The sequence below is a fragment of the Kocuria sediminis genome (assembly GCF_009735315.1).
Taxonomy (GTDB): domain Bacteria; phylum Actinomycetota; class Actinomycetes; order Actinomycetales; family Micrococcaceae; genus Kocuria; species Kocuria turfanensis.
Genome location: NZ_WOGU01000014.1, coordinates 64261 through 89586, shown reverse-complemented (window position 1 = coordinate 89586; position 25326 = coordinate 64261). Strand labels below are relative to the sequence as shown.

At 71.6% G+C, this 25326-nt stretch carries 18 protein-coding genes and 1 pseudogene; 15 read left to right on the top strand and 4 right to left on the bottom strand.

All coding sequences use genetic code 11. The annotated features are described in order from the left end of the window. The first annotated feature begins 56 nt into the window (after positions 1-56). Positions 57-1532, top strand: a complete 1476-nt coding sequence (gene rpsA, locus GMA12_RS15425) for a 30S ribosomal protein S1 (RefSeq protein WP_156270394.1) — start codon at positions 57-59, stop codon at positions 1530-1532. A gap of 278 nt (positions 1533-1810) precedes the next feature. Here rpsA and GMA12_RS15420 read toward each other — a convergent pair whose 3' ends face one another. After that, positions 1811-2530, bottom strand: coding sequence for an IMPACT family protein (locus tag GMA12_RS15420; protein ID WP_156270393.1), 720 nt, complete (start codon positions 2528-2530; stop codon positions 1811-1813). 89 nt (positions 2531-2619) lie between these two features. On the opposite strand from GMA12_RS15420, the gene GMA12_RS15415 reads away from it, so the two are divergent. From GMA12_RS15415 to GMA12_RS15405, 3 genes are all read left to right on the top strand, one after another. Then, positions 2620-4341, top strand: a complete 1722-nt coding sequence (locus tag GMA12_RS15415) for an alpha-amylase family protein (protein WP_156270392.1) — start codon at positions 2620-2622, stop codon at positions 4339-4341. Positions 4342-4375: 34 nt separating this feature from the next. Further along, entirely contained in the window at positions 4376-4999 is a 624-nt protein-coding gene (gene coaE / locus GMA12_RS15410; RefSeq protein WP_156270391.1) for a dephospho-CoA kinase, read from the top strand. 199 nt (positions 5000-5198) lie between these two features. Then, the gene (locus GMA12_RS15405; RefSeq protein ID WP_370831751.1) at positions 5199-5501 is read left to right on the top strand and encodes a hypothetical protein; all 303 of its coding nucleotides are present in this window, start codon (positions 5199-5201) and stop codon (positions 5499-5501) included. Between the two features lie 330 nt (positions 5502-5831). Here GMA12_RS15405 and GMA12_RS15400 read toward each other — a convergent pair whose 3' ends face one another. After that, positions 5832-7049 (bottom strand): ROK family transcriptional regulator, encoded by a 1218-nt coding sequence (locus tag GMA12_RS15400; protein WP_156270409.1) that lies wholly within the window; start codon positions 7047-7049, stop codon positions 5832-5834. Between the two features lie 118 nt (positions 7050-7167). Between GMA12_RS15400 and GMA12_RS15395 the strand changes: the two genes are divergently transcribed. From GMA12_RS15395 to GMA12_RS15365, 7 genes are all read left to right on the top strand, one after another. Then, positions 7168-8676 carry a sugar ABC transporter ATP-binding protein gene (locus tag GMA12_RS15395; protein ID WP_156270390.1) on the top strand — a complete coding sequence of 503 codons (1509 nt, stop codon included), beginning with the start codon at positions 7168-7170 and terminating at the stop codon, positions 8674-8676. Then, positions 8673-9683 carry an ABC transporter permease gene (locus GMA12_RS15390; protein WP_156270389.1) on the top strand — a complete coding sequence of 337 codons (1011 nt, stop codon included), beginning with the start codon at positions 8673-8675 and terminating at the stop codon, positions 9681-9683. Before GMA12_RS15395 ends, GMA12_RS15390 begins: the two co-directional genes overlap by 4 nt. Then, positions 9680-10777: an ABC transporter permease gene (locus GMA12_RS15385; RefSeq protein WP_156270388.1), complete on the top strand. Its 1098-nt coding sequence runs from the start codon at positions 9680-9682 to the stop codon at positions 10775-10777. The genes GMA12_RS15390 and GMA12_RS15385 overlap by 4 nt, the downstream gene beginning before the upstream one ends. Then, on the top strand, positions 10777-12006 hold the full coding sequence (locus GMA12_RS15380; protein ID WP_156270408.1) for a substrate-binding domain-containing protein: 1230 nt from the start codon (positions 10777-10779) through the stop codon (positions 12004-12006). The genes GMA12_RS15385 and GMA12_RS15380 overlap by 1 nt, the downstream gene beginning before the upstream one ends. Positions 12007-12107: 101 nt before the next feature. Beyond that, positions 12108-12977 carry a sugar phosphate isomerase/epimerase family protein gene (locus GMA12_RS15375; protein ID WP_156270387.1) on the top strand — a complete coding sequence of 290 codons (870 nt, stop codon included), beginning with the start codon at positions 12108-12110 and terminating at the stop codon, positions 12975-12977. Next, entirely contained in the window at positions 12974-14149 is a 1176-nt protein-coding gene (locus GMA12_RS15370; RefSeq protein WP_156270386.1) for a Gfo/Idh/MocA family protein, read from the top strand. Before GMA12_RS15375 ends, GMA12_RS15370 begins: the two co-directional genes overlap by 4 nt. A 78-nt stretch (positions 14150-14227) precedes the next feature. Further along, on the top strand, positions 14228-15226 hold the full coding sequence (locus GMA12_RS15365) for a sugar phosphate isomerase/epimerase family protein (protein WP_156270385.1): 999 nt from the start codon (positions 14228-14230) through the stop codon (positions 15224-15226). Between the two features lie 144 nt (positions 15227-15370). On the opposite strand, the gene GMA12_RS15360 is transcribed toward GMA12_RS15365, so the two are convergent. Then, positions 15371-16102 (bottom strand): polysaccharide deacetylase family protein, encoded by a 732-nt coding sequence (locus tag GMA12_RS15360; RefSeq protein ID WP_156270384.1) that lies wholly within the window; start codon positions 16100-16102, stop codon positions 15371-15373. Positions 16103-16401: 299 nt separating this feature from the next. Here GMA12_RS15360 and GMA12_RS15355 point away from each other — a divergent pair, with 299 nt between their 5' ends. The 4 genes and pseudogenes from GMA12_RS15355 to GMA12_RS15340 all read left to right on the top strand — a co-directional run bounded on the left by GMA12_RS15355 (position 16402) and on the right by GMA12_RS15340 (position 22624). Next, on the top strand, positions 16402-17229 hold the full coding sequence (locus tag GMA12_RS15355; RefSeq protein ID WP_156270383.1) for a DUF1206 domain-containing protein: 828 nt from the start codon (positions 16402-16404) through the stop codon (positions 17227-17229). Between the two features lie 121 nt (positions 17230-17350). Next, positions 17351-19471 carry an excinuclease ABC subunit UvrB gene (gene uvrB, locus GMA12_RS15350; RefSeq protein ID WP_156270382.1) on the top strand — a complete coding sequence of 707 codons (2121 nt, stop codon included), beginning with the start codon at positions 17351-17353 and terminating at the stop codon, positions 19469-19471. Positions 19472-19790: 319 nt separating this feature from the next. Continuing rightward, positions 19791-20780, top strand: a pseudogene (locus GMA12_RS15345) (TerC family protein); the annotation flags it as partial. A 512-nt stretch (positions 20781-21292) separates the two neighbouring features. Beyond that, a complete protein-coding gene (locus tag GMA12_RS15340) occupies positions 21293-22624 on the top strand; it encodes a TerC family protein (RefSeq protein ID WP_156270380.1) in 1332 nt (443 codons plus the stop codon). A gap of 85 nt (positions 22625-22709) precedes the next feature. Here GMA12_RS15340 and GMA12_RS15335 read toward each other — a convergent pair whose 3' ends face one another. Next, on the bottom strand, positions 22710-25322 hold the full coding sequence (locus GMA12_RS15335) for a DEAD/DEAH box helicase (RefSeq protein WP_156270379.1): 2613 nt from the start codon (positions 25320-25322) through the stop codon (positions 22710-22712). Positions 25323-25326: the final 4 nt, after the last annotated feature.

Here is a 25326-nt window from a genome sequence, read left to right as displayed (position 1 = left end):
GCCGGCAGGTGCCGTTCCGACTGATCAGAACCTATCCACATCGGAGCCCCTACTACATGACCACCACCACCCCGCAGGTTGCCGTCAACGACATCGGGTCCGAGGAGGACTTCCTCGCCGCTGTCGACGCGACCATCAAGTACTTCAACGACGGCGACCTCGTCGAGGGCACCGTCGTCAAGGTCGACCGCGACGAGGTCCTTCTCGACATCGGCTACAAGACCGAGGGCGTCATCCCGTCCCGCGAGCTGTCCATCAAGCACGATGTCGACCCGGACGAGGTCGTGACCGTGGGTGATGAGGTCGAGGCTCTGGTCCTCACCAAGGAGGACAAGGAAGGCCGCCTGATCCTGTCCAAGAAGCGGGCTCAGTACGAGCGCGCCTGGGGCGACATCGAGAAGGTCAAGGAGGAGGACGGCGTCGTCACCGGCACCGTCATCGAGGTCGTCAAGGGCGGCCTCATCCTGGACATCGGCCTCCGCGGCTTCCTGCCCGCCTCCCTCGTCGAGATGCGCCGCGTGCGCGACCTCGCGCCGTACATCGGCCAGCAGATCGAGGCGAAGATCATCGAGCTGGACAAGAACCGCAACAACGTGGTCCTGTCCCGCCGTGCCTGGCTCGAGCAGACCCAGTCCGAGGTCCGCTCCAACTTCCTGCACAAGCTCGAGAAGGGCCAGGTCCGCACGGGCACGGTCTCCTCGATCGTCAACTTCGGTGCCTTCGTGGACCTGGGCGGCGTCGACGGCCTGGTGCACGTCTCCGAGCTGTCCTGGAAGCACATCGACCACCCGTCCGAGGTCGTCGAGGTCGGCCAGGAGGTCACCGTCGAGGTCCTCGACGTGGACATGGACCGCGAGCGCGTCTCCCTGTCGCTGAAGGCGACCCAGGAGGACCCGTGGCAGCTGTTCGCCCGCACCCACGCCCTCGGCCAGGTCGTGCCGGGCAAGGTCACCAAGCTCGTTCCCTTCGGTGCGTTCGTGCGCGTCGAGGACGGCATCGAGGGCCTGGTGCACATCTCCGAGCTGGCCCAGCGCCACGTGGACATGGCCGAGCAGGTCGTCTCCGTGGGCGACGAGCTGTTCGTCAAGGTCATCGACATCGATCTGGACCGCCGCCGCATCTCGCTGTCGCTCAAGCAGGCCAACGAGGGCGTGGACCCGGACTCCACCGAGTTCGACCCGGCCCAGTACGGCATGGCCGCCGAGTACGACGAGCAGGGCAACTACAAGTACCCCGAGGGCTTCGATCCCGAGACCAACGAGTGGATCGAGGGCTACGAGGACAAGCGCGCCGCCTGGGAGCAGCAGTACGCCGACGCCCAGGCCCGCTGGGAGGCCCACAAGGAGCAGGTCCGCAAGTCGATCGCCGAGGACGCCGAGGCGGCCGCCGGCGGCACGACGAGCTCCTCCTCCTCGTCCTCCTCGTCCGCGCCGGCTCCGACCAGCTACTCCTCCGAGGCTCCCGCCGACTCCGGCACCCTGGCCTCCGACGAGGCCCTGGCCGCGCTGCGCGAGAAGCTCACCGGCGCCTGAGCCGACCGGCACCGGCAGGCAGTCCCGCACTGCACTCCGACGGCCCCCGCCCTCTCCAGGGCGGGGGCCGTCCCCGTGTCCGGCTCCGGACGCGACCGCTCAGACCCGTCGGCGCGGTCCGGGCGGCGACGGCTGCGGCGAACCGGCCGGCTCCGGACCGGAGCTCCGCCCCATCCCCGGACATGGCCGTGGCAGCCCGGCCCCCGCCACCAGCGACCGTTGCCGTCCCACGGCCCGGCCCGGCCCGGCCCGGCCCGGCCCGCTGGGGTGCGGTGAGCTCAGGCCGGGGGAGCGGCGGGGGAATCGACCCAGTCCACGCCCACCGGGTGCAGGACCCCGGCGCCGCCGGTGAGCGCGGCCACCCGGGAGTGCGCCGCGGCGAGGGCGGCGTCGTCGTCGGGCAGGGCGAGGCCGAGCTCGGCGCCGGCGGCCCCGTAGGAGGTGCCCAGCACGGTGAGGCCGGTGGCCCGCAGCTCGTTCTCGATCCGGCCGGCGTCCGCGTGCGAGGCCGGCAGGCGGTAGAGGCGCTGCCTCCGGCGGCGGACCAGCCGAGCCCCGTCGAGGGCCTGGGACACGGCGTCGGAGTAGGCGCGCACCAGCCCGCCGGCTCCGAGCAGGGTGCCGCCGAACCAGCGCACCACCACGGCGCTGACGTCGGAGAGGTCGGTGACGTCGGCGCCGCCCGGGGCCGTGCCCGTGCGGCGCAGCACCAGCGCCTCGAGCATGGGCAGGCCGGCGGTGCCGGCCGGCTCCCCGTCGTCCGAGGACCGCTGGACGTCCCGGTCCGGGCCGAGCACGAACGCGGAGCAGTGGTGGCGGGCGTCGTGGAAGCTGCGGCGCAGCTCCTCCACCAGGGCCCGCGCCTCCGCCTCGGTGCCGGCCCGGCGGAGCACGGCCAGGAACCGGGACCGCTTGATCTCCAGCTCGGCCACCGCCTCCGTGCCCGCGGCGAGGGTGGTGTAGGCGGTGGCGCGGCTGAGCAGGGGGTCCGGGTCCATGCTGCCCACTCTAGGGCGGCCGGGCGCTCCCTCGACGCGTCCGCTGCGGCCTGCTAGACAGGGAGGCATCCGCGACCCAGGGAGCCACCATGCGCATCGCCGACACCTCCGACCTCTGGTGGAAGCAGGCGGTCGTGTACTGCGTGGACATCGAGCGGTTCCTGGACACGGACGGCGACGGCTCCGGGGACATCGCCGGGCTCGCCGAGCGGGTGGACTACCTGGCCGAGCTGGGCGTGACCTGCCTGTGGCTCATGCCGTTCTACCCCACGCCGAACCGGGACGACGGCTACGACATCACCGACTTCTACGGGGTCGACCGGCGGCTGGGCAGCTTCGGGGACCTCGTGGAGCTGATCCGCACCGCCCAGGACCGGGGGCTGCGGGTCATCGCCGACCTCGTGGTCAACCACACCTCCGACCAGCACCCCTGGTTCCGGGCCGCCCGCTCCAGCACGGACAACCCCTACCGCGACTACTACGTCTGGCGGGAGGAGGAGCCGCCGGACACCTCCGAGAAGGCCGTGTTCCCCGACAAGGAGGGCGGCATCTGGTCCCGGGACGAGGCCACCGGGCACTGGTACCTGCACCGCTTCTACCGCCACCAGCCGGACCTCAACCTGTCCCACCCCAAGGTGAGGGACGAGATCGCGAAGATCGCCGGGTTCTGGCTGCACCTCGGCCTCGACGGCTTCCGGGTGGACGGCATCCCCCAGCTGCTCGCCATCGAGCAGGGCGACGACTTCGAGAACCAGGGCGGGTTCACGGACCCGCACGGCTTCCTCCGCTCCCTGCGCAGGTTCGCGAACCGCCGCAACGGCCGGGCGGTCCTGCTGGGCGAGGTCAACCTGCCGTATCCGCAGCAGCTCGAGCTGTTCGGCACCGAGGACGCCGGCGAGCTGACCATGATCTTCGACTTCGTGGCCATGCAGAACCTCTACCTCTCCCTGGCCCGCCAGGACGCCGGGCCGCTGGCCACCGCCCTGGAGAGCCGGCCGCGCATCCCGCGGGACGCCCAGTGGGCCAACTTCGTGCGCAACCACGACGAGCTCACCCTGGACCAGCTCTCCGAGGCCGAGCGGCAGGAGGTGTTCGCCGCGTTCGGCCCGGAGGAGCGGATGCAGGTCTACGGGCGGGGCCTCACGCGGAGGCTGCCGCCCATGCTGCAGGGCGACCGGCAGCGGATCCGGATGGTGTACTCCCTCCTGTTCTCCCTGCCGGGCACCCCGGTGCTGTACTACGGCGAGGAGATCGGCATGGGCGAGAACCTCGCCGCGGAGGGCCGGATGGCCGTGCGCACGCCCATGCAGTGGACCGCGGGCCGCAACGGCGGCTTCTCCTCGGCCGCGGCCGAGGACCTCTCCGGGCCCGTCGTCGAGGGCGAGTACGGGCCCGGCGCCGTCAACGTGGCCGCCGCCCGCCGGGACCCGGACTCGCTGCTGGCCTTCGTCACCCTGCTGGCCCGCCGCTACCGGGAGTGCGCGGAGCTGGCCTGGGGGCCGGCCGAGGTCCTCGACCAGCCCCGGCCCGGGGTGCTGGCCCACCGCTGCTCCTGGGAGGGCTCCGCCGTCGTGGCCCTGCACAACCTGGCGGCCGCCCCCACCACGGTGCCGCTGCGGCTGCCCGGCGAGGAGGAGGGCACCGAGCTGGTGGACCTGCTCGCCGACGGGACGTGCACCCTCGACGCCGACTCGGCGGCGGAGATCGCCCTGGAGGGCTACGGGTTCCGCTGGCTGCGGGTCCAGCGCCCGCACGGGCCCGGCACGCTCCCGGACGTGATGACCACCGTCGCCGCCGCCGGGGAGGCGTGAGCCCCCGTCCGCGCCCGGCGGCTACCATGGCCGCATGCTGACCATCGGACTCACGGGCGGGATCGCCTCGGGCAAGTCGACGGTCTCCCGGCGGCTCACGGAGCTCGGCGCCACGGTGATCGACGCCGACGCCATCGCCCGGGCCCTGCAGGAGCCCGGGCAGCCCGGCCTGGAGGGGATCGTCGAGGAGTTCGGGCCCGCGGTGCTGACCCCCGGCGGGCGGCTGGACCGGGCAGCGCTGGGCGCCCTGGTGTTCGGCGACCCGCAGGCCCGGCAGCGGCTCAACGCGGTCGTCCACCCGCTGGTGCGGGCGGAGGCAGAACGGCTGGCCGCCGCGGCGGGCGAGGACGCGGTGCTCGTGGAGGACATCCCCCTGCTGGTGGAGACCGGCCAGCACGGGCGCTTCGACCACGTGCTCACCGTGCAGGCCCCCGTGGCCGAGCGCGTGCGGCGGATGGTCGAGGACCGGGGCATGACGGAGACGGACGCCCGGGCGCGGATCGCGGCCCAGGCCACGGACGAGGAGCGGGCCGCGGTCTCGGACACCGTGCTGGTCAACGACGGCCCGGTCCAGCAGCTGCTCGACCGGGTGGACGCCTGGTGGGAGCGGCACGTCGAGCCCCGCCTGCCGTCCCCGGCGCGCCCCGACCGGCTGTAGTCCTGCACCGCTCCCGGTGGCACACCCGGGCCGCCCTCACGCTCCCGGCCCTGACCAGCGCCTGCTTCATGCCCGAGGGCAGTCCGACGACGTCCGGTCGCACCGCACCACCACCGGAGCCCCACGCGCCTCCGCGGGATCCAGCAGCCCTCCCGGAGCGCCGGACGGAGCGCCGGACGGAGGGGGCGGCGATAGAATGGTGAGCACCATCACATCGGCATCGGGGGACGCCATGGTGAAGAAGAAGCAGACCACCACGCGGGACGGGGAACAGCCGCACCGCATCCTCGACCGGCTCAACGCCATCGCGATGCGGGTCTACGGGCCGGGGGACCGCCTGGCCCAGACCCAGGAGGGCCAGCACATGAGCGAGGCCGCCGAGCGGTGGTACCAGGAGGTCCAGGAGCACTTCTACGTGGAGAAGGACCAGCACGGCAACGAGTACCTCTACCACCGCGACGACTCCGGCGAGGGCACGAACACCGGCAGCGCGCGCAACTGACACGGTACCGACGATCGGGCGGGGCACCTGAAACAGGTGTCTCGCCCGATCGGTGTGCGCCGTCAGCTCGTGCGCGACGATGAGTGCGGAGCTCGACCGGGAACCAGTCCGTGCACCCGTTCCGCCAGGTCGCCGCACGTGACGCGCGCAGATCAGGGCGGCGCTGTCCGAAGAGACGGCCCTGGTGCACAGAAGACGCACCATCGGGATGGCAGGCGGCCCAGAGCGGTCACCCGTGGACAGTCCTTCCGGTTCCGGGTGCCGGGAATGGTCGCACACCGTGGTCCACGGCGGGTGGGCTGGTCCCATAACAGTGCGCCGCGCACGCCCTCAGCTCGTGGTCAGGGCGGCGCAGGCGGCTTCGATGGACTCCGGGGACAGAACGTGGTCGACGGCCATCACGGCCGCCCCCATCACCCCGGCCCGATCCCCGGCGACCGAGGGAGCGACCCGCAGGTGCTCGGTGGCCAGCGGTAGGGACCGCCGGTAGACGACCTCGCGGATCCCGGCCAGCAGGTGCTCCCCGGCCTGGGCGAGGCTGCCGCCGATCACGATCACGGACGGGTTGATGAGGTTCACGCAGGTGGCCAGCACGTCGCCGATGTCCCGGCCGGCCTGGCGGATCGCCTGGACGGCCCGGGCGTCGCCGGACCGGACGAGATCGATCACGTCCTGGCTGGTGACGAGCTCACCGGCCGACTGCGCGTTGAGCGCGGCCACGAGTGCGGGCGCCCCGGCCAGCGCCTCGAGGCAGCCGGTGTTGCCGCACCGGCAGAGGACCTCGCCGCCGCGCGGCACCCGGACGTGGCCGAGGTCCCCGGCGGTCCCCTGGGCGCCGCGCTGGAGCACACCGCCGGAGATGATCCCGGCGCCGATGCCCGTGGCGACCTTGACGAACATCAGCTCGGTGGTCCCGGGCCAGAAGAAGCTCCGCTCGCCCAGGGCCATGATGTTGACGTCGTTGTCCACCAGCACCGGCACGTCGTACCGGGTCTGCACGAGGGCGGGGACGTCGAAGCGGTCCCAGCCGGGCATGATCGGGGGATTGATCGGCCGGCCCGTGCGGTGCTCGACGGGCCCGGGCAGCCCGATGCCGATGGCGGCGAGCTCCGCGACCGAGCGGTTCGCGCGCTCGAGCAGCAGGGCGACCGTGCGCACGAGCCACCCCAGGACCGCGTCGGGTCCCTCGCCGATCGAGAGCGCCTGGCGCTCCTCGGCGAGCTCCCGGCCGGAGAGGTCCGCCAGGATCACCCGGGCGTGCGTGGCGCCGATGTCCGCGCCGACCACCACCCGGGCGTCCGGATTGAGGGCGAACAGCGACGGCGGGCGTCCGCCGGTCGAGGCGGCGCCTCCGTCGGGGGCGACGAGGCCCAGTGCCATGAGGGTGTCCACGCGCGAGGCCACGGTCGAGCGTGCCAGTCCGGTCAGCCGGGCCAGCTCCGCCCGCGTCCTCGGGCGGCCGTCGCGCAGCAGCTGGAAGACCTCGCTCGCCCCGGGAGCGGGCGAGGCCGTGGGCCGCGATGACGACTCCCGCTGGTGACTCTTCAGCACTTTTTCAGTAGAGCATGGCCCCTTGTGGGGGTCAAGCACGTCACAATTGCATACACACAAAACAACTTTTGTAGGACCATCGACAGAAGTTCGTGGTGCATGTCACAGTGACCGCATGAACGAGCGTGCGAGCTCCCCGGTGCTGCGGGTCACCGGCCTGTCGAAGTCCTTCTTCGGGGTGCCGGTGCTCCAGGACGCGGCGCTGCAGCTGCACGCCGGCGAGGTGCACGGCCTCGTCGGCGAGAACGGCGCCGGGAAGTCGACCCTGATGAAGGTGCTCGCCGGGGTCCACGAACGCGACGCGGGGACCGTGGAGATCGACGGCACCCCCGTGGACTTCCACCACCCCACCCAGGCCCACGCGGCCGGGCTGTCCACGGTGTTCCAGGAGTTCAACCTGCTGCCCGACCGCACGGTCGCGGAGAACGTGTTCCTCGGCCGCGAGCCGCGCAGCGGCCTGCTCGTGGACAGACGCGCCATGAACGCGCGGACCGGCGATCTCCTCGAGGACCTCGGCGTCACCAGCATCCGCCCAACCACCACGGTGAGCTCGCTGTCCGTGGCGCAGCAGCAGATCGTGGAGATCGCCAAGGCCATCAGCTACGACGCCCGCATCATCTCCATGGACGAGCCGACCGCGGCGCTCGCGGGCCCGGAGGTGGAGCTGCTGTACGCGATCATCCGCCGGCTCCGGGCGCGCGGCACCGCCATCCTCTACGTGTCCCACCGGCTGCGGGAGATCTTCGACCTCTGCGACACCATCACGGTCCTCAAGGACGGCCGCGTCGTGGGCACCGAGCCGGCCTCCGCCATGGACGACGCCTCCCTGGTGCGCATGATGGTGGGCCGGCCGATCTCCGCCTACTTCCCGGACGAGGAGCCCGGCACGGAGGCGGGCCGGGAGCTCCTGAAGGTCGAGGACGGCGGCAACGACCAGCTCGACGCCATCGACCTGACGCTGCGGGCGGGAGAGATCGTGGGGGTCGCCGGGCTGCAGGGATCCGGGCGCACGGAACTGGTGGAGGCCGTCTTCGGCGTCCACCCCTTCACCCGGGGGCGGATGGAGCTGGACGGGCGGCCCTACACCGCCTCCTCGCCCCGGCAGGCCGTCCGGCAGCGCATCGCGCTGATCACGGAGGACCGCAAGTCCCAGGGGCTGAGCCTCGACCAGTCCGTCCTGGACAACGTCCTGGGCGTCATCCGGTCCGTCTTCCCGCGCCGGACCCCCGAGGCCAGGAGGGCGGCCCCGGGCGTGCTGTCCTCCCTCGAGGTGGTGGCCCGGGACCTGGACCAGGAGGTCCAGTACCTCTCGGGCGGCAACCAGCAGAAGGTGGTGCTGGCCAAGTGGCTGGCCGTGGACCCCCGCGTGGTGCTCCTCGACGAGCCCACGCGCGGGATCGACGTGGGCGCCAAGATCGCCGTCTACCAGCTCATGCGCAGGCTCGCCGCCGAGGGCAGGGCCATCCTCATGGTCTCCAGCGAGCTGCCGGAGGTGCTCGGCATGTCCGGCCGCATCCTCGTCATGCGGGACGGCCGGATCGCCGGCGAGCTCCCGCCCGGCTCCACGGAGGAACAGGTGCTGCAGCTGGCGACCGGCGCCCGCACGGAGGGGGCCACACCATGACCGCGTTCTCCCGGCTCACGTCCACCCACATCGTCTACCTCGTGGTCCTGCTGACCTTCCTCGCCGGCACGGTGCTCGTCGGCGCCGCCGGGCGCAGCTTCGTGAGCGCGGGCAACGTCTCGGCCATCCTCACCGGGACCAGCGTCCTGGGGTTCATCGCGATCGGCCAGACGCTGGTGATCCTCGTGGGCAGCCTCGACCTGTCCGTCCCGTACGTCATCAGCCTCGCCAGCCTGCTCTCGGCCGGGATCATGGCCGGACAGCCCGGGAACATCCTGCCCGGCGTGGCCGTGGCACTGGTCGTCTCGGCGGGCATCGGCCTGGTCAACGGACTCGTCGTGTCCGGGCTCAAGGTCCACGGGTTCATCGCCACGCTGGGCACCGGGCTGATCGTCAGCGGCTATCTCGCCACCAACTACAAGGGCAGCTCGGGAGAGGCCCCCGTGGCCTTCCGGCTGGTGGGCGCCACCGGCATCGGGCCCGTCCCGATCTCCACGCTGATCATGCTGGCCTGCGCCGCGGCGGTGCTGCTGATGCTCACGCGCACCCGCCTGGGCCACCACATGTACGCCGTCGGCGGGGACATCCGGGTCGCCCGGATGTCCGGGATCCAGACCGGCACCCCGATCGTCGCCGCCCACGTCATCTGCTCCACGCTGGCCGGGCTCGCGGGACTGCTCCTGGCGGCGCGGCTCGGGGTGGGCAGCCCCACCATCGGGTCCCAGGGCGGCTACGACCTGCTCTCGATCGCCGCCGTCGTCCTCGGCGGGACGCTCCTCTCGGGCGGCAAGGGCTCGCTGGTCGGGACGCTGGGCGGCGTGCTGATCTTCGCGATGATCGACAACATCATGAGCGTCATGCAGATCAACCCGTTCCTCAAGGACGTGGTCCGCGGGATCGTCATCGTGGTCGCCGTCGCCGTGTACGCCCGGCGCAGGGTGGCCCGCCGGACCGCCCGCTTCGACCAGAGCCAGCACGCGCGCGGCGAGCAGGAGGTCCCGGCATGAGCGCCACCGTCACGGACCGGGCGGCCGTCCTGCAGCAGAACCGTGCGCCACGGCACGAGCGCGTGCTGCGCGCCCTGCGGACACCCGGGGGAGCGGTCTTCGTGCTCCTCCTGCTCCTGCTGGCCGCGGCGGTCGCCGTCAACCCGTCCTTCGGGGAACCGGGCTCGCTGATCCGGTTCGTCGGCCGCACGGCGCCGATCGCCATCGCCGCCATCGGCCAGTACTTCGTGATCGTCTCCGGGGAGTTCGACCTGTCCATGGGGTCGGTGGTCACCGCTCAGGTCTTCGTGGCCGGCAACCTCATCGGCCAGGACGACAGCCGGGTGGTGCCCGTCCTGGTGCTCATGCTCCTCCTCGGCGCCCTGGTGGGACTGGTCAACGGCCTGGTCACCACGCTCCTGAAGGTCCCGAGCTTCATCGTCACCCTCGGCACCATGCTGGCCCTGCTGGGGCTGGTGCTCTACTGGACCGGCGGTGCCGCCACGGGCAACCCCGCGGACAGCTTCCGGCAGATCGGCCGCGGCGGCATCGAGGACGTCCCGGTCCTGGAGGTCCTGCCCTACCCGGTCGTCCTGGTGACGGCGATCGCCGCCGCCGCCTTCTGGCTCATGCGCCGCCCCTACGGCCGGACCCTCATCGCCGTGGGCGACAACCCGCGGGCCGCGGCGCTGACCGGGGCGAGGGTCTGGTGGGTGCGCACCCGGGCGTTCATGCTCTCCTCCCTGGCCGCGACCGTGGCCGGGATCATCCTGGTGGGCTACGCCGGAGTGCACCCCTCCGTGGGGCGGGGCTACGAGTTCACGGCCATCACCGCCGTGGTCCTCGGCGGCGTCGTCCTGGGCGGCGGGCGCGGCTGGGTCCTGTCCGCGGCCGCCGGGGCGTTCGCCCTCGAGACCCTCTTCGCGCTCCTGAACTTCCTGGGTGTCCAGTCGACCTGGCGGGACACCGTGCAGGGCGTGATCATCATCGTCGCGGTCGCCGCCGGCACCAGGACGTGGCAGCGGCGCCGCCGCGGCCGCGCCGCCGCGGCCCACGACCCGCAGCGTGCCATCGCAGCACAGCCCGCCCCGGGCTCCGACGAGGAAGGAACATGATGCGCCGAAGCATCCAGTCACAGGCCACCGTGGTGGCAGCGGCAGCGCTGCTGGGACTGACCGCCTGCACCACCGATTCATCGATCGAGAACCCGCCGGCCACCGAGGGCGCCGAGGAGGCGGCCGCCACCCCCGCCCCGGAAGGCGGGGACGAGTGGTTCGACCAGGCGGAGTACGACGAGCAGTCCGAACAGCGGTCGGCCTCCTTCCAGGGCGATCCCGAGCAGCCGTGGAGGCAGTACATCGAGGGCGAGACGACCGCGACCGCGGAGTTCGCCGCCGACGGGCCGCAGAAGGTGTGCTTCTCCAACGCCTCCATCTCCAACCCGTGGCGCCAGACCGGCTGGATCACCATGAACGAGCAGCTGAAGGTGCTCCAGGAGTCCGGGGTGATCTCGGAGATGGAGACCCGCGACGCGCAGGACGACGACAACACGCAGATCGCGGACATCGACTACTTCATCGCCGAGGGCGGGTGCGACGCGTTCATCATCTCGCCCAACTCGACCGCCGCCCTCACCCCGGCGGTCGAGCGCGCCTGCGAGACCGGCAAGCCGGTGGTCGTCTTCGACCGCGGGGTGGAGACCGACTGCGCCACGACCTTCATCCACCCGATCGGCGGCTTCGCCTGGGGCATCGACTCGGCAAACTTCCTGGTGGACAACCTCCAGGAGGGCGACAAGGTCGTGGCCCTGCGCATCCTGCCCGGTGTCGACGTGCTGGAGCAGCGCTGGGCGGCCGCCGAGAAGATCTTCGAGGAGAACGGGATCGAGGCCACGGACTACTTCACCGGGGCCGACCCCACCGAGATCAAGAAGATCATCTCCGACGAGCTCGCCACCGGCGAGGTGCAGGGCGTGTGGATGGACGCCGGTGACGGCGCCGTCGCCGCCATCGAGGCCTTCGAGGACGCCGGCGCGGACTACCCCGTGATGACCGGCGAGGACGAGATGAGCTTCCTGCGGAAGTGGGAGGAGACCGGCCTGACCGGCATCGCCCCGGTGTACTCGAACTTCCAGTGGCGCACCCCGCTGCTGGCCCTGGAGCAGATCTTCGCCGGCGAGGAGGTGCCCACCGAGTGGGTCCTGCCGCAGGAGCCCATCACCGAGGACCAGCGGGCCGGGTTCCTGGCCGAGAACGAGGGGATGCCGGACGGCCACTACGCCAAGTTCGGCGGCGAGGACCTGCCGGGCTATCCCGACGTGTGGCGGGAGCGGACCATCCCCTGAGCCGCGCGGCGCCCGCCCCGCCCGCCACCGGACCGTCGCCGGGCCTCCCGGCGGCGGGCGGGGCGTCCACCCAGTCCACCGCACCGGAAGGAGAGCCGCGCATGCACCGCCCGATCGGCGTCAACACCTGGGTGTGGGAGTCCCCGCTCACGGACGCGAACCTGCCCCCGCTCCTGGCGAAGATCGCGGGCCTGGGCTTCGAGGCCGTCGAGCTGCCCCTGGAGCAGGAGGGCGACCTCTCGGCCGGGACGGTGCGGGACGCGCTCGCCGGGCTGCGGCCGTGGATCGTGGGCGCCATGGCCCCCGGGCGCGAGCTGGTGCTGGCCGACGACGACGTGGTGCTGCGGACCCAGCGCTACCTCAGCGCCTGCATCCGGCTGGCCCACGACGTCGGCGCCCCCGCGGTGTGCGGACCCTTCTACGCGCACACGGGACGGCTGTGGCGGATGGACGCCACGGAGCGGGAGCAGGCGTACGCGCAGCTGCGCCGGAACCTGGCCCCGCTCGCCGCAGAGGCCGAGGCCGCCGGGGTGGTCCTGGGCATCGAACCGCTCAACCGGTACGAGACCTCGCTGATCAACACCACCGCACAGGCCCTCGAGGCCCTGGGCCCGCTGCTCGGACACGGCGTGGGCCTGGCCCTGGACACCTATCACCTGCACCTCGAGGAACGGTCCTCCGCCCAGGCGGTCCGCACGGCCGGGGAGCACCTGGTGCACCTGCAGGTCTGCGGCAACGACCGCGGAGCCCCGGGCGGGGACCAGACCGACTGGACCGGCATCTTCGAGGCCCTGGACGACGTCGGCTACACCGGCGCCCTGAACATCGAGAGCTTCACCGCCCACAACGCCAGCATCGCCACCGCCGCCGCGGTCTGGCGGCCGCTGGCTCCGACCCAGGACCAGCTCGCGGAGCACGGCCTGGCGTTCCTGCGCGCCGCCCGTGACCGGACCCGAGGAGGACACCCATGACCAACCCCGCACCCGAGCCGGCCGCCCGCACCGACCGGGGGCCCGCGCCGGACGTCCTGGGCGTGGCCGTGCTCGGCTACTCCTTCATGGGCAAGGCCCACTCCAACGCGTGGCGCAACGTCAACGCCTTCTACCCCGTGCCGCGCGTCGCCCAGCGGGTGCTGGTCGGCCGGGACGCCGGGCACGTGGCCGCGGCCGCCCGGCGGTACGGGTGGGAGGAGAGCAGCACGGACTGGCGGTCGGTGCTGGAGCGGCCCGACGTCGACGTCGTCGACATCTGCACCCCCGGCCACCTGCACGCCGACATGGCCGTCGCCGCCCTCGAGGCCGGCAAGCACGTGCTCGTGGAGAAGCCGCTGGCCAACACGGTGGCCGAGGCGGAGCGCATGGCGGCCGCCGCGGCCGCCGCCCGGGCCCGCGGGGTGCACGCCATGGTGGGCTTCAACTACCGCCGGGTCCCGGCGCTGGCGCTGGCGCGCACGATGATCGCCGACGGCCGGGTGGGCGAGGTCCGGCAGGTGCGGGCCAGCTACCTCCAGGACTGGCTCGCCGACGAGCACGCGCCCATGACGTGGCGTCTGCGGCGGGAGACCGCGGGGTCCGGGGCCCTCGGGGACCTCGCCTCGCACGCCGTCGACCAGGTGCGCTTCCTGCTGGGCTCCCCGGTCACCTCCGTCTCCGGGACCACCGACACGTTCGTCCGGACCCGCGAGGGCCCCGACGGGACCGAGCGCGTCACGGTCGACGACGCCGCCTGGGCGACCCTGCGCACCGACTCCGGGGCGGTGGTCAGCCTGGAGGTCTCCCGCTGCGCCACCGGCCGCAAGAACGCCCTCGAGCTCGAGGTCTACGGCTCCCGCGGCGGCCTGCGCTTCGACCTGGAACGGCTCAACGAGCTGCAGCTGTTCGACACCACCGCCCCGGGGGACGCCCAGGGCTACAGCCGGATCCTCGTCACCGAGGACTCCCACCCCTACGCCGGGGCGTGGTGGCCGCCCGGGCACACCCTCGGCTGGGACCACACCTTCACCAGCCAGGCCGCCGACTTCCTGCACGCCATCGACACGGGGGTCCCGGCCGCGCCCGACTTCGCGGACGGGCTGGCCGTCCAGCGGGTGCTCCACGCCGTGACGGACAGCGCGGCGCGGGACGGCGCCGCAGTCCGGCTCTGACCCCCGACCGCCCCCCACCGACCCGCCACCGACGTCCGACCGACCGGAGACCTCCTCTCCCCGACACCGAGGAATGCCATGGCACACCGCTACACCCTGTTCACCGGCCAGTGGGCCGACCTCCCGCTCGAGCAGGTCGCCGAGCTCGCCGCCGGCTGGGGCTACGACGGCCTGGAGATCGCCGTGTCCGGGGAGCACCTCGACGCCTGGAGGTGGGACGACGACGCCTACGTCCAGGAGCGGCTGGACATCCTCGAGCGCCACGGGCTGGGAGTCTGGGCCATCTCCAACCACCTCAAGGGCCAGGCCGTCTGCGACGACCCGATCGACTTCCGGCACCGGGCCATCGTGGGACCCCGGGTCTGGGGCGACGGCGACCCGGAAGGCGTGCGGACGAGGGCCGCCGAGGAGATGAAGCTGACGGCGCGCCTGGCGCAGCGGCTCGGCGTGGACACGGTGGTCGGCTTCACCGGGTCCTCCATCTGGCAGTACGTCGCGATGTTCCCCCCGGTTCCCGCGGAGGTGATCGACGCCGGCTACCGGGACTTCGCGGACCGATGGAACCCCGTCCTCGACGTCTTCGACGAGTGCGGTGTGCGCTTCGCCCACGAGGTGCACCCGTCCGAGATCGCCTACGACTACTGGTCCACCCACCGGGCGCTGGAGGCCATCGGCCACCGGGAGGCCTTCGGGCTGAACTGGGACCCCAGCCACTTCCTGTGGCAGCAGATCGACCCGGTCGCGTTCATCTCCGACTTCGCCGAACGCATCTACCACGTGGACTGCAAGGACACGAAGATGCGGATGGGCGGCGGGCGCAACGGCATCCTGTCCTCGCACCTGCCCTGGGGCGACCCCCGCCGCGGCTGGGACTTCGTCTCGACCGGCCGCGGCGACGTCCCCTGGGAGGACAGCTTCCGGGCCCTCACCGCAATCGGCTACGACGGACCCGTCTCCGTGGAGTGGGAGGACGCCGGGATGGACCGCCTCCAGGGCGCGCCCGAGGCGCTCGCCTTCCTGAAGCGCTTCGACTTCGGCCCCGCCGGCGCCTCCTTCGACGCCGCCTTCCAGCAGTAGCCGGCGCCCGGACACCGCCCGCCACCGCGGCCGGTGCCGGTCGGACGGCGTCGGGAGCGGCACCGGCCGTCGTCCGGGCGCCGAGGCCGGCGCCCGGACGACGTCGGGCCGGTCCTTCCGCACGTCCGCGGAAGGACCGGCGGCCTACCCCCGCCGGGCGGGCTTGTCGAAGCGCCAGCCCTCGGCCTGGAGCCGGGGGATCACCTGGTCCACCGCCTCGACGGTCTGGCTCCGGTCGCCGCCGCCGTCGTGCAGCAGCACCACTGCCCCGGGCGTGACGCCCTCCTCGATCCGGCGCACCAGCTCGGCCGTGCCCGGAGGCGCCCAGTCGCCGACGGTCAGCCGCCAGCCCAGCGGCTGCATCCCGAGCTCGGCCGCGACCTCGGGCGTCCGTCCCCAGCTGCCGTAGGGCGCCCGGAAGTAGTCGATCCGCACTCCGGGCACGGCGGCGCGGATGGCCGCGCTGGTCTGCTCGAGGTCCTGGCGGATCGCGTCCGCGTCCCAGCCGGCCATGTCGTCGTGGTGCATGGTGTGGTTGCACAGCCGGTGCCCGTCGGCGGCGATCTGCCGGACCACCTCGGGGTGCTGCTGCACGTGGTCGCCCCACAGGCAGAAGGTCGCCTTGACGTGGTGCTTCTTCAGCACCGCGAGCAGCGCCGGGGTGCTGACCGGGTCCGGCCCGTCGTCGAAGGTGAGGCTGAGGTACCGGCCGTCGTGGACCGTCGAGTCCACGACGGCGGGAGTCGCCTGGTCGGCCCGGGCGGGCAGGGCGGTGACCAGGCCGGCGGAGACCGCGGTGGCCAGGGCGGCCGCCCCGGCCACGAGCCGGCGCGCGGCGGGGGAGAACCGGGGGGAGAGTGCGGACGGGGCAGTCATGGGGAGGTCCTTTCGAAGGCGTCACCGCGGGTGGGGCGCAGCCCGGCCGGGGGCCGGTTCTCGGGAGCGGCTGAGCCGGCGGAGGTTCGGGGGGAGGAACGGACGGGACGCCCTAAAAGTAAAGAGGATTAACTAAGCCGTCAAGGGGTCGCCGGGCGTGCGTCGTCCGGTTCCGGCGTCCGGCGCGGGGCACCCGGCGCGGGCCACCCGGAACCCGGGCGGTCGGGTGTCCGTCGAACGGCGGCGTGGACAGGAGTCGCCGCGGGGCGCACGATGAAGCCCTATCCTCAGGAGGACCCATGGGCGAGTTCGGACGCCGGGCGACCAGGGCGGCCGATGCCGCCGACGAGGCCACGGATTCGCGCGGGTTCGTGCTCGCGGCCCGGGCCGGCTTCGTGGCCGCGGGCCTGCTGCACGCGATGATCGGGGTGACCGCCCTCCGGGTGGCCCGTGGCGGGTCCGGATCCGCGGACCAGTCCGGGGCCGTGGCCGCGCTCGCCGGCACCCCGGGCGGTACCGTGCTGCTGTGGGCGTGCTTCCTCGGCTGCGCCGCCCTGGCGGTGTTCCTGCTCAGCGAGACCGTCTTCGGCGCGACGCAGCACTCGGACCGGGAGAGGCTCAAGCACCGGCTCAAGACCGGCGGCCAGGCTGTGGTCTACGGCGCGATCGCCGCGGTCTTCGGCACCTACGCCCTGGGCGGCTCGAGCGACAGCAGCCGGTCCACGCAGTCGATCAGCGCCCGGTTGATGGCCCATCCGGCCGGCACCGTGCTGCTCGTGGCCGTGGGGCTGGGGCTGGTCGTCGCCGGCGGCTACTTCGTCTACCGCGGCGTGACCCGCACGTTCACGCAGACGCTGAAGGGCCTGCCCCCGGGCCGGGCGGGCTCGGCGGTGGTCGCGCTCGGGGTGGCAGGCTACGTCGCGAAGGGGGTGGCCCTGGCGGTGCTGGGCGTGCTCTTCGTGGTGGCCACCCTCCAGAACGACCCCGAGGAGGCGACCGGCCTGGACGGTGCCCTGAAGTCCCTGCAGGGGCAGCCCTTCGGCACGTGGCTCCTCGGGGCCGTGGCCGTGGGGCTGATCTCCTACGGGCTGTTCCTGGTCGTCCGCGCCCGGTACCAGCGCATGTGACGCTGCCGCGCACCGGTTCGCCCGGCCCGCTCGCCGGGCCGCATCGAGGTGATCCGGCGGTCGCTGATCGCCTCCGGAGGAACCCGCTCTCCGTGTCCGGGGCGGAGCGTAGCCTGGATCCATGAGCCTGGCGCAGAAGATCAACCGTGTGGTCGCCCCCTTCGAGGTCATCTCCGACTACGTCCCCGCGGGCGACCAGCCCCGGGCCATCGAGGAGCTGGCCACGCGCATCGAGGCGGGCGAGAAGGACGTGGTCCTGCTCGGCGCCACGGGCACCGGCAAGTCGGCGACCGCGGCGTGGCTGATCGAGCGGGTCCAGCGGCCCACCCTGGTGATGGTGCAGAACAAGACGCTGGCCGCGCAGCTGGCCAACGAGCTGCGCGAGCTGCTGCCGAACAACGCGGTCGAGTACTTCGTCTCCTACTACGACTACTACCAGCCGGAGGCCTACGTCCCGCAGACGGACACCTTCATCGAGAAGGACTCCTCCATCAACGAGGAGGTCGAGCGGCTGCGGCACTCCGCGACGAACGCGCTGCTGACCCGCCGCGACGTCGTGGTCGTCGCCACCGTGTCCTGCATCTACGGCCTGGGCACCCCGGAGGAGTACGTGGCCCAGATGGTCACCCTGCGCCAGGGCGAGGAGATGGACCGGGACGAGCTGCTGCGCCGGTTCGTGAACATGCAGTACGCGCGCAACGACGTCGACTTCCACCGCGGCACCTTCCGCGTTCGCGGGGACACGGTGGAGATCATCCCGATGTACGAGGAGCACGCGATCCGCGTGGAGTTCTTCGGCGACGAGATCGAGTCCATCTACACCCTGCACCCGCTGACCGGGGAGATCATCCGGGAGGAGACCGAGATGTACGTCTTCCCGGCCTCCCACTACGTGGCCGGCGCGGACCGGATGGCCAGGGCCGTGAAGTCCGTCGAGGACGAGCTGGCAGCCCGGCTGCAGGAGCTCGAGTCGCAGAACAAGCTCGTCGAGGCCCAGCGGCTGCGCATGCGCACCACGTACGACCTCGAGATGATGGAGCAGATGGGCTACTGCAACGGCATCGAGAACTACTCGCTGCACATCGACGGCCGCCCGCGCGGCTCGGCGCCGCACTGCCTGATCGACTACTTCCCGGACGACTTCCTGCTGGTGGTCGACGAGTCCCACGTGACCATCCCCCAGATCGGCGGCATGTACGAGGGCGACATGTCCCGCAAGCGCACCCTCGTGGAGCACGGCTTCCGGCTGCCCTCCGCGATGGACAACCGGCCGCTGAAGTGGGACGAGTTCCTGGAGCGGATCGGCCAGACCGTCTACCTCTCAGCCACCCCGGGCAAGTACGAGCTGTCCCAGGCGGACGGCTACGTGGAGCAGATCATCCGGCCCACCGGGCTGGTCGACCCCGAGGTCATCGTCAAGCCCACCAAGGGCCAGATCGACGACCTGCTCGACGAGATCAACGTGCGGGTGGAGCGCGACGAGCGGGTGCTCGTCACCACGCTGACCAAGCGGATGGCCGAGGACCTCACCGAGTACCTGATGGAGCACGGGGTCCGGGTGCAGTACCTGCACTCCGACGTCGACACCCTCCGGCGCGTGGAGCTGCTGCGCGAGCTGCGGATGGGCACGTTCGACGTCCTGGTGGGCATCAACCTGCTCCGGGAGGGCCTGGACCTGCCCGAGGTCTCCCTCGTGGCCATCCTCGACGCGGACAAGGAGGGGTTCCTGCGCTCCACGACCTCCCTGATCCAGACGATCGGCCGCGCCGCCCGCAACGTCTCCGGCCAGGTGCACATGTACGCCGACCGGATCACCGACTCGATGGCCACGGCCATCGAGGAGACCAACCGGCGCCGGGAGATCCAGGTGGCCTACAACACCGAGCACGGGATCGACCCGCAGCCGCTGCGGAAGAAGATCGCGGACATCACCGACCAGCTCCAGCGCGAGGAGGAGGACACCCGGGAGCTGCTGGCCCGGCGCGCGGCCGCGGGGAAGAAGACCGCACCGACCGCGGGCAAGGGCGGGCGGGACGCGGTGGCGGCCGCCGAGCAGAAGCTGCGCCGGGACGGGGTCGCCGCCGCCCCGGCGGAGGACCTGGTGGACCTCATCGCGCAGATGACCGAGCAGATGCAGGCCGCCGCCGCCGAGCTGCAGTTCGAGCTCGCCGGGCGGATCCGCGACGAGCTCGCGGACCTGAAGAAGGAACTGCGGCAGATGCAGCAGGCCGGGCACGCCTGAGCCCACGCCCTTGCCTGAACCCGTCCCTGCCTGGACCCGTCCCTGCCGGCAACCGTGTTCCGCGATGACGCCGGTTCCCGGCGTTCTCCCAGGTTGGGGTAGAGTGCTCCCCGCGTAGGGGAGTATCCCTCAGCGCTGCGATCGTCAGCACGCCGGGCAACGGAGCCGGGCCGGTCGCAGCGGCCGCACCTCGGCATCCGGGCACGGAGCCCACCGGGAGCGGCGGAGAGACTTGCGGCTCATCGTGATGCCCCGGTCCGCCCCGCTCCACGGACGACGCCGGCCGCGGGCTCATCCATCTCCAAGCGAAAGAACTCGCGTGCACACACAGCTACCCGCGTGGTTCGAGATCGGCTCCTTCGTCGTTCTCGGCTGCATCCTTCTCTTCGACCTGATCATGGTCGCCAAGCGCCCGCACGAGCCCTCCATGAAGGAGGCCGGCATCTGGGTGGGCGTCTACGTGGCCCTCGCGCTGGTGTTCGGCGGCCTGATGTTCGCCTTCGCCGGCGCCGAGCAGGGCACCCAGTTCGTGGCGGGCTGGATCACCGAGTACAGCCTCAGCATCGACAACCTGTTCGTGTTCATCGTGATCATGACCCGGTTCGCGGTGCCGCGGAAGTACCAGCAGGAGGTGCTGATGGTGGGCATCATCATCGCGCTCGTCCTGCGCGGGATCTTCATCCTGCTGGGCGCCACGATCATCGCCAACTTCTCCTGGGTCTTCTACATCTTCGGCGTCTTCCTGCTCTGGACCGCCTACCACCAGGCCAAGGACGACGGCGAGGACGAGTCGGAGGAGAACGCCCTCATCCGCAAGCTGCGCACCGTGGTCCCCATGACGGACCAGTACGACGGCAACAAGCTGCGCACCACGGTGAACGGCAAGAAGCTCTTCACGCCGATGCTCGTCGTCTTCGTGACCATCGGCGTGACCGACCTGATGTTCGCCTTCGACTCCATCCCGGCGATCTTCGGGCTCACCCAGAGCCCGTTCATCGTCTTCACCGCCAACATCTTCGCCCTCATGGGCCTGCGCCAGCTCTACTTCCTGCTCGGCGGGCTGATGGAGCGGCTCATCTACCTCAAGCACGGCCTGTCGCTGATCCTGGCGTTCATCGGGGTCAAGCTCATCCTGCACGCCATGCACGAGAACGAGGTGCCGTTCATCAACGGCGGCGAGCACATCGCCTGGGCCCCGGAGATCCCCACGTTCGTGTCCCTGGGCGTGATCGTGGCCATCATCGCGGTCGCCACGGTCGCGTCCATGCTCAGCCCGAAGGGCCGGTCCGCCCACGCCGTCGCCGAGCTGCACCGGGCCATCGAGGTCTACCGGGGCATCCCGGAGGGCACGCCCACCCAGGAGATCCGCATCGTGCAGGCCGAGCTCGTGAAGAAGCACCACGCGGCCCGCGGCGCCTCCGAGCGGTCCCGCGTGGAGCTGCCCGACGTCCACGAGCACACGGGCAAGACGGTCGAGGAGCACCACACCGAGAGCCGGCACGTGCAGGGCACGGAGCACCGGGAGAGCGGCCGCTGAGCGTCGTGGCAGGCTGAGCGCCCGGGACCGTCGTCGACGGCCCGCAGGGCGAGGGGCCCGGTCCGGCACACGTCGGACCGGGCCCCTGGCCGTGCCCATCGCGACCTCCGTATAGACTGGGCCGAGCCTAGGGGAGTATCCCTCAGCGCTGTGGACGTCAGCACGTCGGGTCCCCGGACCCGGCCGGACGCAGCGGCCGGACCCAGCGCGGCGCACCCGAAGGGTGCGGCGTGCTCGGCGGAGAGACTTACGGCTGTCCCGTACTCGACCCCGAAAGCAGAACCATGGAAGTCTCACTCACCGTCTGGATCATCACGATCGCGGCCATCGTCGGCCTGCTCCTCTTCGACTACGTGTTCCACGTGCGCAAGGCGCACGAGCCCCAGCTGAAGGAAGCCGCGATCTGGTCGGCGATCTACGTGGGCCTCGCGCTCCTGTTCGGCCTGTTCGTCCTGGTGGAGTGGGGTGGTCGCTACGCCGGGGAGTACTACGCCGGGTACATCACCGAGAAGGCGCTGTCCGTGGACAACCTCTTCGTCTTCCTCATCATCATGGCGTCCTTCAAGGTGCCGCGCGAGGACCAGCAGAAGGTGCTGCTCTTCGGCATCACCTTCGCCCTGGTGGCCCGCACCGCCCTGATCTTCGTGGGCGCCGGGCTGATCAACCAGTTCGCGTGGGTGTTCTACGCCTTTGGCCTGATCCTGCTGCTCACCGCCGGCTCGCTCATCAAGGGCGAGCTCTCGGAGTCGGGCCACGACGAGGCCGACAACTTCGTGGTCCGCCTGGCCAAGCGCTTCATCCACACCACGGACCACTACGACGGCGACAAGCTCTTCACCATCCACAACGGCAAGCGGGCGATGACGCCGATGCTGCTGGTCATGGTCGCCATCGGCGGCACGGACGTGCTCTTCGCGCTCGACTCGATCCCGGCGATCTTCGGTCTGACCCAGGAGACCTACCTGGTGTTCACCGCCGTGGCGTTCTCGCTCATGGGCCTGCGTCAGCTGTACTTCCTCATCGACGGGCTGCTGGACCGGCTCATCTACCTCTCCTGGGGCCTGGCCATCATCCTGGGCTTCATCGGCGTGAAGCTCATCATCCACGCCCTGCACGAGAACAGCCTGCCGTTCATCAACAACGGTGAGCACGTGGAGGTCGTCGAGGTCAGCATCGGGCTGTCCCTGTCCGTGATCATCGGCGTGCTGGTGATCACCGTCCTGGCCTCGCTGTTCAGCCCCAAGGGGCGGGCCCTGCGCATCATCGGCGGCCTGCAGACCACGGCCGAGCAGTACGTCACCCTGCCGCAGGACGCCTCCCCGGAGGAGCGGCGCAAGCTCGCCGACAAGGCCGCCAAGTACCAGCGGCAGATGCCCAAGATCTCCGACAAGCACCGCGAGGAGCTGGTCGAGTCCGAGAAGTACTTCCACGACCTCCTGGACCGGGCCCGCGGCAAGCACCGCGAGTTCGAGCGCACCGGGGTGGGCCCGGAGCCCGACGCGGTGCCGACCCCGGAGGCCGAGGCGGTCCACGGCGCCCGCGCGGATGTGCAGGACGCCGCCGGCACCACCACCCCGGACACCTCGCGGGGCGGAAGCACCGGCCGCTCCTCCTGACCCGGCGCCCGACCACGGAGGCCCCCACCCGCTCGCGCGGATGGGGGCCTCCTCCGGTCCCGGCCCCGGTCCCCGGCGCGGGCGCTCAGCGCCCCGTCTCGGTGACCGGCCCCACGTTGTCCACGATCACGGCGGGGAAGCCGTCCTCGTCGGAGGCGCGCAGGTCGATGCGGGCGTTGATGCCCCAGTCGTGGTGGCCGTCGGGGTCGTCGAAGACCTGCACCACGGTCCAGTACCCGTCCAGGCCCTCGGGCCGCTCGTCGATGCGCACCAGAGCGGGCCCCCGGGACTGGGGGTCCGTGTAGAGGTCCTCGTGCTCGTCGAAGTAGGCGTCCATCGCGTCCGCCCACCGGTCCCGGTCCCAGCCGTGCGCGCCGTCCAGCGCCCCGAGCACCTTGTCCTTCTCATCGGCGAACAGCTCCACCCGCTGGAACAGGGCGTTGCGCACCATGACCCGGAACGCCCGCGGGTTGGCCGTGATCACCGGGGGCTGCTCGTCGATGAGCTCCTCGAGGGAGTCCGCGGAGGTGCCCATGGGGGACTCCTCGCCGGCGGCGAGCTTCTCCCACTCGTCCAGCAGCGAGTTGTCGGTCTGCCGGATGAGCTCGCCCAGCCACTCGACCAGGTCCTCGAGGTCCTCCCGCAGCATGTCCAGCGGCACGGTCTGGCGCAGGGCCTTGTAGGCGTCGGAGAGGTAGCGCAGCAGGATCCCCTCGGAGCGGGCCAGCCCGTAGAACTGCACGTAGTCGCCGAAGGTCATCGCCCGCTCGTACATGTCCCGGACCACCGACTTCGGGGTCAGCTCGAACTGGGCCACCCACGGGGCCCCGGTGCGGTAGGTCTCGAAGGCCTGCGTCAGCAGCTCCTCGAGGGGCTTGGCGTAGCTGACCTCCTCGAGCTCCTTCATCCGCTCCTCGTAGTCCAGCCCCTCGGCCTTCATCGCGGCGACGGCCTCTCCGCGGGCCTTCTTCTCCTGCATGTTCAGCACCTGGCGCGGCTTCTCGAGGGTGGCCTCGATGACGGAGACGACGTCGAGCGCGTAGCCGGGGGCCTCCCGGTCGAGCAGGGTCAGGGCGGCGAGGGCGAAGGGGGACAGCGGCTGGTTCAGGGCGAAGTTCTCCTGCAGCTCCACGGTCAGCCGCCAGGTGCGGCCCTCCTCGTCCGGGGTGTCCAGCTTCTCGACCACGCCGGCGGCCCGCAGCTCCTTGAGGATCCCGATCGCCTGCTTGAGCAGGGCACGCTGGCGCTGCCGCGTCTCGTGGTTGTGCGTGAGCAGGTGCCAGGCGGCCAGCACCGGGTCCCCGGGCCGCTGCAGGAGGTTGAGCAGCATCGAGTGGGTCACGGTGAAGGAGGAGCTCAGGGGTTCGGGCTCCGAGGCCACGAGGGTCTCGAACGTCGGCTTGCCCCACGAGACGAAGCCCTGCGGCGGCTTTTTCCTCACGACCTGCCGCAGCTTCTTCTGGTCGTCGCCGAACTTCGCGTGGGCCTTCTTCATGGCCTTGGTGTTCTCGATGACGTGCTCGGGCGCCTGGACCACCACGGTGCCCGCGGTGTCGTAGCCGGCCCGTCCGGCCCGCCCGGCGATCTGGTGGAACTCGCGGGCGTTGAGCCGGCGGGTGCGCTCGCCGTCGAACTTGGACAGGGCCGTGATGACCACGGTGCGGATGGGCACGTTGATGCCCACCCCGAGGGTGTCCGTGCCGCAGATGACCTTGAGCAGGCCGGTCTGGGCGAGCTGCTCCACGAGCCGGCGGTACTTGGGCAGCATCCCGGCGTGGTGGACGCCGATGCCGTGGCGGACCAGGCGGTTGAGCGTCTTGCCGAAGCCGGCCGAGAAGCGGAACCCGGCGATGAGCTCCCCGATCCGCTCCTTCTCCTCCTTGGAGAGCACGTTGACGGACATCAGGTTCTGGGCCTGGTCCATGGCCTGCAGCTGGGAGAAGTGCACTACGTAGACCGGGGCCTGGTTGGTGCTCAGCAGCTCCTCGAGGGCCTCGTGGATGGGGTCCTCGGACCAGTAGTGGTGCAGCGGGATGGGCCGCTCGGCCGAGGAGACCGTCGTGGTCGGCCGCCCGGTGAGCTCCGTGATGCCCTCCTCGAAGCGGGACACGTCCCCCAGGGTGGCGCTCATGAGCAGGAACTGCGCCTGCGGCAGCTCCAGCAGCGGTACCTGCCAGGCCCAGCCGCGCTGCGGGTCGGAGTAGAAGTGGAACTCGTCCATCACCACGGGCCCCACGTCGGCGTCCCGGCCCTCGCGCAGGGCCACGTTGGCGAGGATCTCCGCCGTGCAGCACACGATGGGCGCGTCCGCGTTGACGGCGGAGTCCCCGGTGACCATGCCGACGTTCTCGGCGCCGAAGATCTCCACCAGGGAGAAGAACTTCTCCGAGACCAGGGCCTTGATCGGGGCGGTGTAGTAGGAGCGCTGTCCCGCGGCGAGCCCGGCGAAGTGGGCCGCGACCGCCACGGTCGACTTCCCGGACCCGGTCGGGGTCGCGAGGATCACGTTGGACCCGCTCGCGAACTCCAGGACGGCCTCGTCCTGGGCGGGGTAGAGCTCCATGTCCCGGGATGCGATCCAGCCGAGGAACCCCTCGTACACCTCGTCCCCGGACAGCGGGTTGGAGGCGAAGTCGCCGCGGTAGTACGGGTGGCCCGGGGTGCCGAGCTCGGGGGAGAGGGCTTCGAGGAGTTTCATCGCC